The organism is Rathayibacter sp. VKM Ac-2929 (assembly GCF_022815495.1).
Lineage (GTDB): Bacteria > Actinomycetota > Actinomycetes > Actinomycetales > Microbacteriaceae > Rathayibacter > Rathayibacter festucae.
Genome location: NZ_JALGRV010000004.1, coordinates 53,557 through 64,754, shown reverse-complemented (window position 1 = coordinate 64,754; position 11,198 = coordinate 53,557). Strand labels below are relative to the sequence as shown.

Genomic DNA, 11,198 nt, shown 5'->3' with positions numbered 1-11,198 from the left:
GGCGGTGGTCTCCCGTGCAGAGAAGTCGGAGTGCGGGGTGTCGGAGTGCGGGGTGTCGGAGTGCGGGCTGTCAGAGCGCGGCGGCCGCGAGCGAGCGCGTGCCGGCGATCAGGAGGGCGGCGTCGTCCTGCGGCGGGTGCACCCGGGACGCCAGGACGTCGCGGAGGTGCCGCTCGAGCGGGTGGTGCCGGGTGAGCCCGGGGTTGCCGAGCGCGGCGACGGCCGTCTCGACCGCGGTGACGGCCGAGCGGGTGGCGAGCAGCTTGCCGACCACGAGGCGCTCGGCGGCGCGCGGATCGCCCGCATCCACTCGCGCGGCCAGCGAGAGCAGCACCTCCTCGGCCTGCACCAGCTGCGCCTGGATCTCGCCGGCGACCGAGCGGATCCGCTCCGTCGTGGCGATCGGCCGGCCGAGCGAGGTGGGCACCCGGTCGTTCGCGAAGCGCACGAAGAAGCTCTGCGCCGCCCGTCCGACGCCGACGTAGAGCGCCGCGACCGCGAGACCGAAGCCGCCGGCCGCCCCGGACTCGGGCGCGAGCTGCGAGCGGGGCGTCCCGCGGAAGTGCTCCAGCGGCAGGCGGACCTGCTCGTAGACCACGTCGTGCGTGCTCGAGGCCCGCTGGCCCAGGTGGTCCCAGGTCCGCTCGATCCGGACCCCGGGGGCGTCGCCGGGCACGATCGCGTGCGCGAGCTCGGGCTCGCCCGACGCCCCGCCGTGATCGACCGCCCAGACCAGGTGGTACGCCAGCCCCTCCGAGCCGGTGGCGAAGCCCTTGCGGCCCTCGAGCAGCCACCCGTCGCCGTCGCGGCGGATCGTCGTGGCGGGCAGGCCGCCCCGGGCGGGAGCGCCCCACTCGGGCTCGGCGCGCACCGCGTTGAGCAGCACGGGGCGCTCGGCGGAGTCGGCGAGCACCGAGCGGTAGAGCTCCTCCGGCCAGAGCGCGGCGCGGTCCTGCGCGGCGTGCTGCAGCACGGTCATCGCCGAGATCAGCGCCACCGCCGGGTCGCCCTGGCCGAGCGCGCCGAAGACGCGGACCAGGTCGACGGTGGTGGCGGGCGTGCCGCCGTAGCGGGTGCCGACTCCGAGGGAGAGCAGTCCCGCCTCGTGCACCGCCTGGATCCCCTGCCAGGGGAACTCGGCGGTGCGGTCGTAGTGCTCGGCGGTCTCGGCCAGGCGGGCCGTGATCCGGGCGAGCGCGCGGTCGGAGACATCGGGCGCGGGCAGGACCGCGGCGGCGGAGCGGACCGTGGCGGCCTGTCCCGTGAGCAGCGTCACGCGATCGCCCCGGCCAGCTCGACCTCGAGCGGCGGCTGCGCGACGACCTCGCCGCGGCGCCCGGTCGCCTCGCGGTGCGCGAGCTCCTCGCGGACCAGCGGGATGACGTACCGGCCGTAGTCGACCGCGTCGTTCAGGTTGTCGTAGCCGCGGATCGAGATCAGGTCGGCGCCGAGGTCGACGTAGTCGAGGATCGCCGCGGCGACCGTCTCCGGCGTGCCGACGAGCGCGGTGGAGGCGCCGGCCGCCCCGGTGGCGGTCGCGGTCGGCGTCCAGAGCGCGCGGTCGTGCAGGTCCTTCCGCCGCGCGATGTCGAGGAGGCGCTGCGAGCCGACGTTCGCCGGGCCGGTGGCGCTCGGCGTCTGCACCCAGAGTCCCTTCTCGCCCTTCCGCGGGTTCGTCGTGCCGCCACGGCTCTGCAGGATGCCGAGGATCCGGTGCGCCTTCTCCCAGGCGAGCTCCTCGGTCGGCGCGATGATCGGCCGGAAGGTGACCCAGGTGCGCGGGGTGTCCGCGCGGCCGGCGGCGAGCGCCGCGTCCGCGATCCGGTCGATCTGCTGCTGGGTGTCGGCCAGCGGCTCGCCCCAGAGGCCGAAGACATCCGCGAGCGCGCCGCCCTGGCGGTAGGCCTCGTCGCTCGAGCCGCCGACCGAGATCGGGATGGTGCCGCGCACCGGCCGCACCCGCGAGACGAAGTCCTCGAAGCGGTAGTACTCGCCCTCGTGATCGAACGGCTCGGTCGCCGACCAGACCTTCCGGAGGATGCGGAGGTACTCCTCCTGCCGGGCGTAGCGCTCGGCCTTGCTCAGCCGGTCGCCCTCGCGGGCCTGCTCGTGGTCGTTCCCGCCGGCGATGAAGTGCACGACGGCCCGGCCGCCCGAGAGCTGGTCGAGAGTGGCGAGCGCCTTCGCCGCGACGGTCGGGTAGACCGTGTTGGGCCGTAGCGCGACGATCGGCTTCAGGTGCTCGGTGTACTGGGTGACCGCGGCGGCGATCGTGAACGGGTCGTGGCCGGCCGAGCCGTAGGGCACCAGCGTGTAGTCGAAGCCGCCGTCCTCGAGGATCCGGGAGTAGCGGCGCAGGTAGGCGACGTCGATGGCCGGGTCGGCCAGGCCGTTGACCTCGTTGGAGTGGTTGACGTTGATCGCGGAGATGAACTCGACGGTCATGGGAGGTCCTTTCGAGAGGGTGCGGAGGCGCACCGGAGGCGCGCGGGCACGCCGGAGGAGCGCGGGAGGGCGCGGAGAGAGGGACGCGCGGCGGGCGGCGGCGCGCACATGCCGGGACAGGCGGCGAGGGCCAGGCCGTCGGGCGGAGGAGTCGGGCGACGCGGAGGCGTCAGCGGGAGACCGGACAGGAACATCCGCGCACCGGCGCGAAGGGGTTCCCGTCCGAGGACATTCGAGTGCCGACGCTCCCGCGGCTCGCTGCACCGGTCGCGCCGAGCGGCGCGGCGGCGGTGAGGGCGGGCGGGAACGTCATGGCTCCGACGCTACGGGCGAGGTGCTCCGGGCGTCCAACGATGATTCCGGATGCGTTCCGATCGGCGATCCCGATCGTTGGTAACGATTCGTCACACCCGCGTCGGCGGCCGCGACGGAGGTCACACTCGCGCGCCCGCGGGCACCGCGACCGGCCGCGCCCGCACGGTGCCGAAGACCTCCGCGAGCGCGGCGAGCGCCGTGTCCTCGACGTCCGGGGCGAGGCCGCGCCGCGAGACGAGGCGCAGGTTGACCGAGCCGAGCGCCGGCAGGTCGTGCCGCTCGACGAGTCCCTCGGCGACCGCGCCGCGGTGCGCGGTCGGCAGCACCGCGACTCCGACACCGGCGCGGGCCGCCGCGATCACGCCCTCCAGCCCCGCCGACTCGGCGACCACCCGCACCTCGTGGCCGAAGGCGCCGAGCTGCTGCAGCGCGCGCTGGCGCATCCCGCACGGCTCGGAGTAGGCGACGAGCGGGATCGGCGCGTCCTCCGGCGGCTGCCAGCCGGGTGCCGAGTACCAGTCGAGCGGCAGCGTCGCGACCTGGCGGCCCGGCAGGTCGCCGCCCACGCCGAGGATGACGGCGAGATCGACGACGCCGCGGGCCACCGCCTCCGCCAGATGAGTGGAGCGGTCGAGCGTGAAGGTGAGCGGGCGGTCGTCGAAGGCGCGGTGCAGCGTCTGGAGGAGGCGCGGCAGCAGCTGCTCCGCGGCCGGCTCGGTCAGGCCGAGGGCGAGCGGGTTCTCGCTCGCCGCGTCGAGCAGCTCCAGCGCGTCGTCGTGCACGGCCAGGATCCGGCGGGCCTGCACCAGGAGGCGCTCGCCGGCCGGCGTGAAGCGGGCCCGGCGCCCGACCTTCTCGATGAAGGTGCGCTCGAGCCGCCGCTCGAGCGTGCGGACGTGCTGCGAGACCGTCGGCTGGCTGATGTGCAGGGCGACGGCCGCCCGGCCGAACCCGCCGCAGTCGGCGATCGCCACGAGCGTGCGCAGGTGGACGATGTCGAGCGTCTCGGGCATCCCCCGACGCTACGCACGCGCCCGACCCGGGGCGACCGACGGCGCAACACGCGGACATCTCCCCTGCGCACGCGAACGGCCGAGGTCCCCGCTGCTGCGGAGCGCCCCGGCCGTCCCGTGCGAACGCCTCTCGGATCAGGCGCCGGAGATGCCCACGTACCCGTTCGGCTGCCAGTCCCAGAGCGCCCGGCCGTTGGCGCTGCGCACTACGAGGTTGCCGTCGTTCTGCATCGTCAGCACCGATCCCGGATTGCCGCCGGTCCCGGAGGACCACAGCGCTCGGCCCGAGGCGCTGTAGACGACCGCGTTGCCGTCGTTCTGCATCACGAAGCGGTTGCCCGCGCCGGAGGTTCCCGTGCTCCACAGGGCGACGTCGCCGGAGGGACTGCCGTAGTACACGACGACGTTGCCGTCGCTCTGCAGCACCGTGCGGACGTCCCCGCCTCGCGAGCGGAGGGACTGGCCGACGGAGAGCTGCGCGCCGGGCACCAGCGAGTCGCGGTACGCCGGGCTTCCGCCGTCGCTCGACCAGAGAGCGCGGAACGAGCTCGAGTAGAGCACCAGGTTGCCGTCGTTCTGGAGCACCAGCTGGGCACCGTTGAAGCCGGACGTGCCGGTGAACCACACCGCCGCTCCGCCCTGATAGCTGACGAGGTCGCCCGCCTCGAGGGCGAGCCGCGTGCCGCCGCTCGTCCCGGCACTCCAGCGGACCCCGCTCTGCCCGATGACGACGAGGTTGCCGTCGTTCTGGTAGACGGCGCGGTAGCGGCCGTCGGCGGAGGCGAGCGCCTGACCGCGGTCGAGCTGCCGACCCTCGACGAGGGTGGTCTCGCCGCGGCTCGCCCAGAGCGGTGCCGCCGTGGCGGAGTAGGAGACGAGGTTGCCGTCGGCCTGGATCGCGAGGAACGACGGCTCCCCGCGGCCGTTGCTGCCGCTGGCCCACAGCGCCGCGCCCTGCGCGGAGTAGATCACGATGTTGCCGTCGCGCTGGAGCGTGAGCGAGTTGCCGGCACCCGAGGTGCCACTGACCCAGAACGCCCCACCGTTCGGGTCGTAGACGACCGCGTTGCCGTCGGTCTGCATCACGAAGCGGAAGACGCCCTGGCTGCCGAGGTTCGACCGGAGCTCCTCACCGGCCTTCAGCGTCGCTCCGACGGCGAGCCGATCGCCGGTCGCGACGGCCGCGGCGGCGGTCTCGGCGTGCAGCGCCGGCGGAGCTGCGAGCGCGGGACCGGCGACGGCGCCGCAGGTCAGGGTGGTGGCGAGGACGACGACCGCGAGGCGGCCTCGAGTGGACAGGATCATGTGGTTCCCCCGGTGAATCGATCGCCCGCGGCAGTGCGGGCCCGCTCATCCTGGCAGTCGCGCACGACGGCCCGCCGAAGGCGTTCTCACGATCCGATCACGGCCGCACGACGAGGCGGCCCCTCCCCCGGCCCGCCCTGTCGGACGGTCGTGGAAGGGGCCGCGCGACTCGGCGGATCAGTGCGCGAGCACCGGCTCCGCGGACGCCCCGGACGAGACCGCCAGGCCCGCCGAGCGGCGGCGGAACAGCAGCACCGAGAGCACCGCGCCGAGGGCGAAGAAGCCCGCGCCCCAGCCGTAGGCGACCGCGTAGCTCTGCACGGCGGCCTCCGCCGCGGTCGCCGCCGTGGTCGGGGTGTGCGTGAGGAGGTAGTCGGTGACCGCCGTCGCCGCGAGCGTGTTCAGCAGCGCGGTGCCGATTGAGCCGCCGACCTGCTGGCTGGTGTTGACCATCGCCGAGGCGACGCCGGCGAAGCGCATGTCGACTCCGCGGGTGGCGGTCTGCATCGAGCCGGGCATGATCGAGCCCATCGCGAAGCCGAGCACCATCAGCGCCGGCAGCACGTCGGCCGCGTAGCCGCTGTCGAGGTCGAGGCGGGTGAGCAGGAGCATGCCGACCACGCCGAGCAGCATGCCGAAGGTCACCATGATCTTCGGTCCGAAGCGCGGCAGCAGCAGGTTGGTCGAGAGCTGCGCGGCGAGCACGAGCATCCCGATCATCGGCAGGAACGACAGCCCCGTCTGGATCGGCGAGTAGCCGAGCGAGACCTGCAGGTAGTACGTGACGAAGAGGAAGATCCCGAACATCCCCGCGCCGGCGATCAGCACCGAGAGGTACGCGGCACCGCGGTCGCGGTCCAGCACGATCTGCAGTGGCAGCAGCGGGTGCTCGGTGCTGCGCTGGCGGAGCACGAAGCCGACGAGGAGCACGACGGCCGCGGCGAGCGGCACCCAGGTCATCGGCGAGTCCCAGCCGTCGGTCTCCGCGTTGGCGAAGCCGAAGACCAGGCCGAAGAGGGCGGCCGAGACGAGGATCGTCCCGGGCACGTCGAGCCGCGGGCGCGGGCCGACCCGGTCGATCGTCGGCACGAAGACGATCGCGCCGATGACCGCGACGACCGCGATCACGACGTTGATGTAGAGGTTCCAGCGCCAGTCGAAGCTCTCGGTCAGCACGCCGCCGAGCAGGAGACCGACCGCGCCGCCGGCGCCGGCGATCGCGCCGAAGACGCCGAACGCGCGGGCGCGCTCCTTCGGGACGGTGAAGGTGGTGGTGAGCACGGCGAGGGCGGTCGGCGCGAGGAGGGCGCCGAACACGCCCTGCAGGGCGCGGGCCGCGATGAGCAGCTCGAAGTTGGGGGCGGCTCCGCCGAGCGCGGAGGCGATCGCGAAGCCGATCAGGCCGATGACGAAGGTGCGCTTGCGGCCGATCAGGTCGGAGAGGCGCCCGCCGAGCAGCAGGAGGCTGCCGAAGGCGAGCGAGTAGGCGGTGACGACCCACTGGCGGTCGCCGTCCGAGAAGCCGAGGTCGGCCTGGGCGGCGGGGAGGGCGATGTTCACGACGGTGGAGTCGAGCACGACCATGAGCTGGGCGAGCCCGACGGCGACGAGCGTCCACCAGCGGCGGGAGGACGGGGCCGGAACCGCGGGGGCGGCGGAGTCCGGCAGTGATGTGGTCTGCGACATGGAGGAGACCATATACGAGACTCACTAGTTTCGGAACTGCGGAGTTCTTCAATTAGCATGGTGTTCACACGGGCCGTTCGCGCGGCCCTCCCGAACCGATTGGAGAAGCCGCGATGACGCCGCCAACTCCCCCCGCCGCCACTTGCGACGCCCCGGCACGCCCCGGCCGCCGCCGCGATCCGAACCGCGACGGCGAGATCCTCACCGCCGCCCTCGACGTGCTCGCCGAGACCGGCTACGACGGCATGACGATCGACATGGTCGCCGCCCGGGCCAAGGCCGGAAAGGCCACCCTTTACCGCCGCTGGGAGTCGAAGGCCGAGCTCGTGCTCGAGGCCGTCGCCTGCCTGAAGGGCGCCGACCTCGACCAGGACGCGCTCCCCGACACCGGCACCCTGCGCGGCGACCTGGTCGCCCTGATCCGTCCGCGCGCGATCGAGGACGCCGAGCGCAAGCTCCGGATCATGTCGGGCGTCGTCGCGATGATCTCCAAGGCCCCCGAGCTCGCCGACGCCGTCCGCCAGGCCATCGTCGAGCCGCGCGCCCGTGCCAACCGGACGCTGCTGCGCCGCGCCATCGACCGCGGCGAGATCCCGGCCGACGTCGACGTCGACATGCTCGCCGTCCTGACCCCCTCGATGGTCTCCTACCGCGTGCTCCTGATGCGCGAGCCCGTCGACCGCGACTACCTCATCTCCCTCGTCGACAACGTGCTCCTCCCCGCAGTCGGCCTGCGCGCCGGAGCCCCCGCCGCCGAAGCCGAGTCTGCAGACCCACCCTGCTGAACACGCCGGGTCTCGATACGCCCCTGCGGGGCTACTCGACCACCATGAGGGCCACGACCACCATGCTCGCCGCACTGCATTCATGCTGATCGAGTAGCCCGCGCAGCGGGCGTATCGAGATCCACCCCCGCCAGAAGCCGAGCCTGCAGACCCACCCTGCTGACGTTGCCGGGTCTCGATACGCCCCTCCGGGGCTACTCGACCACCATGAAGGCGCGCGGTCGCGCCCTGCCCTTCCGGCCGCCGCTGCGACGGACAGCCGCGGCTAGGAACCGGGACGCACGGGCGTGAAATAGAACGTCCGAGGCTGCTGGTAGGTCCACAGAGCCCGACCGCCCGCACTGTAGACGACGAGGTTCGCGTCGTTCTGCAGCACGAAGCGGGCTCCGGGGTTGCCCGAGGTCCCGGTCTGCCACAGCGCGCGGCCACCGGCGCTGTAGATCACGACATTGCCGTCAGTCTGCTGCACGAGGCGGTTTCCTGCTCCCGAGGTGCCGCTGCTCCAGATCACCTTGTCGCGGCGGACACCGCTGTCGTCGATGGTGCTGACGACCATGTCGTAGAGCACGAAGTTCCCGTCGCCCTGCAGGACGGCGCGGAACCGCTTGTCAGCGCTGGTCAGCTGCTCGCCGACCGCGAGCTCCTGGCCCGCGGTGAGGGTGTCGCGCTTCGCCGGAGCCGGCGCGGCGGCATCGCTCGACCAGAGCGCACGGCCCGCGGTCGAGTAGATCACGAGATTGCCGTCGTTCTGGATGACCAGGCGCGCGCCCGCATTGCCGCCCGTGCCGGTGAACCAGAGGGGTCGGTAGAAGTCGTCGATGACGAGGTTGCCGTCGGCCTGCATCAGGAGGCGCAGGCCGCCGCTGGTCTCCGCGTTCCAGCGCACGCCGTTCGGGCCGTAGGTGACCAGGTTGCCGTCACGCTGGAAGACGGTCCGGTAGGCGCCGTTCTGCGAGGTGATCGACTGGCCGCGCTCGAGGCGCCGGTCGGAGCCGAGCGTGTCGACGCCGCGACTCGACCACAGCGGCCCGCCGCCGTCGAAGCGCGCGTAGGAGACGAGATTGCCGTCGTCCTGCAGCACGAGCCGGTCGGGCTGCTCGTGACCGCTGGAGTCGCTGGCCCACAGCGGCGCGCCGTCCTCGGTGTAGACGACGATGTTGCCGTCGTTCTGCAAGGTGAAGTAGTTGCCCGACCCGCGAGTGCCGGTCGTCCACTCGACGCCGCCCGACGCGGAGTAGAGCACGACGTTGCCGTCGCCCTGCATGACCAGGCGGTACTGCCCGTTCGCCGAGGCGAGCTGCTCGTCCATGTGGAGGGCGGTGCCGGGCGCGAGGGTGTCGCCGACCGTGACGGCGGCGGCGAGGCGGACCACGGAGAACGACGTGGCGGGCGCGGCGAGGGCGGGCGCCGCGGCGACCCCGGAGGCGGAGACGACGACGGCGGCGAGGACGGCGGCCGTGAGGCGGCTCCGAGGGGGCAGGGACACGGGCGAGGGCCTTTCGAACGGGAGCGCATTGGTGCGGACACGGCATCCTGACACGGCGGGAAGCGCCGCGTGCCGCACGTCGGAAGTTGGCGAGCCACGGCTGTTCCGACGGCCCGGAATCGACGAAGGGCCCGCCTCCCGAAGTGGGAAGACGGGCCCTTCGCTCAGTGCAGAGTCCGACTAGCGGGGTGCTCCAGGGAGGCTTTCACAGGGAACGCCGTCGCCGTTCCCGTCGAGGTTGCCGGTGTTCGAGTAGGTCAAGAACCAGGCGTTCGCCTCTGCCCAGGTCGAGAACGATCCGCAGGTGCGCTGAGGACCGACCGGACGGGTGCCAGGTCCCGGCTGCGGCGCGGGCGCCGGTTGGTTGCTCTGCCACAGGGCGCGGCCGTCGGTCGAGTAAATGACCAGGTTGCCGTCGTTCTGCATGACCATGCGCGCACCACCGTTGCCCGAGGTGCCCGACTGCCAGACGGCACGGCTCCCCGAGTAGATGACGGCGTTGCCGTCGCCCTGCATGACGAGGCGGTTGCCCGCTCCGCTCGTGCCGGCGCTCCAGCGGGGTCCGCCGTTGCTGTAGACGACGAAGTTGCCGTCGCCCTGCATGATCGCCTCGCTGCTGCCGTTCGACGAGCGGAGGAGGCGACCCGAGCCGAGCTCGTTGCCCGAGTTCAGCGTGTCGCTGATGACGGGCGCGGGCGGGGCCGGGGGCGTGTAGCTCGACCACACGGCGCGGTTGCCCGAGTAGATCACCAGGTTGCCGTCGTTCTGCATGACCATGCGCGCGCCCGGGTTGCCCGAGGTGCCCGACTGCCAGCGCACAGCGCCACCGGAGGAGTAGACGACCGCGTTGCCGTCGGTCTGCATCGCGAGGCGGTTGCCGCTGCCGGACGTGCCGGTGGAGAAGCGGACCTCGCCACCGCGGTAGACGACGAAGTTGCCGTCGCCCTGCATCGCGGCGCGCGAGCCTCCGTCGCTCGAGACGAGCTGCTGGCCGGCGCGGATCTCGCCGCCGCCGTTCAGCACGTCGCGGATCACGGGGGCCGGCGGCGCGGGCGGGGTGTAGCTCGACCACAGGGCACGGCCCGAGGCGGCGTAGATGACGAGGTTGCCGTCGTTCTGGATGACCATGCGCGCACCCGGGTTGCCCGAGGTGCCCGACTGCCAGCGCACTCCGCCGCCCGCGGAGTAGACGACCGCGTTGCCGTCGCCCTGCATCGCGAGGCGGTTGCCCGCGCCCGAGGTGCCGGCGCTCCAGCGCGCGGAGCCGTTGCTGTAGACGACGAAGTTGCCGTCGCCCTGCATGACGGCGCGCGAGCGCGAGTCGGTCGAGGTGATCTGCTGGTCAGCACGCAGCTCGGTGCCACCGCGGAGGGTGTCGCCGACGACGGCGGGCGGAGCAGCCTGGTAGGAGGTCGCCCAGGCGGGGGTGCCGTTGGTGCGGTAGACGACGAGGTTGCCGTCGTTCTGCATCACCAGGAACGCGCCGGAGTTGCCGCCGGTGCCCGACTGCCAGAGCGCGCGGTTCGCCGTCGTGTAGACGACGAGGTTGCCGTCGGCCTGCATCGTGATGCGGTTGCCGGTGCCGGACGTGCCGGTGCTGAAGGTCGAGCGGCCCGCGGCGTCGTAGACGACCGCGTTGCCGTCGGTCTGCATCACGAAGCGGAACTGGCCGTTGCGCGAGACGATCCGCTGACCGGCGGTGAGCGTCGAGTCGGAGGCGAGTCGGTCGGTCGCCGCGGCCGGGGGCTGCGTCGGAGTGGGGGTCGGCGTCGGCGTCCGCGTCGGGCGCGGGGTCGAGGTCGGAGTGGCGGTGGGCGTCGCCGTGGGAGTGGCGGTGGGCGTGACGGTCGGAGTGGCCGTCGGAGTCGGCGTCGCGGTGGGCGTCGGCTCGGGCGTCGCGGTCGGCGTCGTCGTCGGCTCCGGAGTCGGCTCCTGCGTCGGCGTCGGCTCGATCGTCGGGGTGGGCGTCGGAGTCGGAGTGTCCGTCGGGTCCGCCACCGAGGACGAGAGCGCGGACGCGGTCGGAGCGAGCGCGGCGGCACCTCCCGCCGCGAGGAGGCACGCGAGCGTGAGTGCTGCGAGGCGGCGGGCGGGGGGCTGTGGCATGAAGCGCCTTTCACAGTGCGGATGCAGAGGAGGCCCGCGCGTCATCGAGCGGGCCAG

Annotated in this window: 8 protein-coding genes; 1 reads left to right on the top strand and 7 read right to left on the bottom strand. The window is 73.1% G+C overall.

The features are described 5' to 3' along the window. Nucleotides 1–70 precede the first annotated feature (70 nt). The 5 genes from MT355_RS12860 to MT355_RS12840 all read right to left on the bottom strand — a co-directional run bounded on the left by MT355_RS12860 (nucleotide 71) and on the right by MT355_RS12840 (nucleotide 6,764). A complete protein-coding gene (locus MT355_RS12860) occupies nucleotides 71–1,276 on the bottom strand; it encodes an acyl-CoA dehydrogenase family protein (protein WP_243599848.1) in 1,206 nt (401 codons plus the stop codon). Next, nucleotides 1,273–2,445 carry an LLM class flavin-dependent oxidoreductase gene (locus tag MT355_RS12855; RefSeq protein ID WP_243599847.1) on the bottom strand — a complete coding sequence of 391 codons (1,173 nt, stop codon included), beginning with the start codon at nucleotides 2,443–2,445 and terminating at the stop codon, nucleotides 1,273–1,275. The genes MT355_RS12860 and MT355_RS12855 overlap by 4 nt, the downstream gene beginning before the upstream one ends. 434 nt (nucleotides 2,446–2,879) lie before the next feature. After that, nucleotides 2,880–3,773 carry a LysR family transcriptional regulator gene (locus MT355_RS12850; RefSeq protein ID WP_243599846.1) on the bottom strand — a complete coding sequence of 298 codons (894 nt, stop codon included), beginning with the start codon at nucleotides 3,771–3,773 and terminating at the stop codon, nucleotides 2,880–2,882. 135 nt (nucleotides 3,774–3,908) lie between these two features. Continuing rightward, on the bottom strand, nucleotides 3,909–5,078 hold the full coding sequence (locus tag MT355_RS12845; protein WP_243599845.1) for a hypothetical protein: 1,170 nt from the start codon (nucleotides 5,076–5,078) through the stop codon (nucleotides 3,909–3,911). A 177-nt stretch (nucleotides 5,079–5,255) separates the two neighbouring features. Beyond that, nucleotides 5,256–6,764, bottom strand: coding sequence for an MFS transporter (locus tag MT355_RS12840; protein ID WP_243599844.1), 1,509 nt, complete (start codon nucleotides 6,762–6,764; stop codon nucleotides 5,256–5,258). 113 nt (nucleotides 6,765–6,877) lie between these two features. Here MT355_RS12840 and MT355_RS12835 point away from each other — a divergent pair, with 113 nt between their 5' ends. After that, entirely contained in the window at nucleotides 6,878–7,549 is a 672-nt protein-coding gene (locus MT355_RS12835; protein WP_243599843.1) for a TetR/AcrR family transcriptional regulator, read from the top strand. Nucleotides 7,550–7,814: 265 nt separating this feature from the next. Here the strand turns inward: MT355_RS12835 and MT355_RS12830 are convergent, their stop codons facing one another. Further along, entirely contained in the window at nucleotides 7,815–9,035 is a 1,221-nt protein-coding gene (locus MT355_RS12830) for a hypothetical protein (RefSeq protein ID WP_243599842.1), read from the bottom strand. A gap of 180 nt (nucleotides 9,036–9,215) precedes the next feature. Beyond that, nucleotides 9,216–11,141, bottom strand: coding sequence for a hypothetical protein (locus MT355_RS12825; protein WP_243599841.1), 1,926 nt, complete (start codon nucleotides 11,139–11,141; stop codon nucleotides 9,216–9,218). Nucleotides 11,142–11,198: the final 57 nt, after the last annotated feature.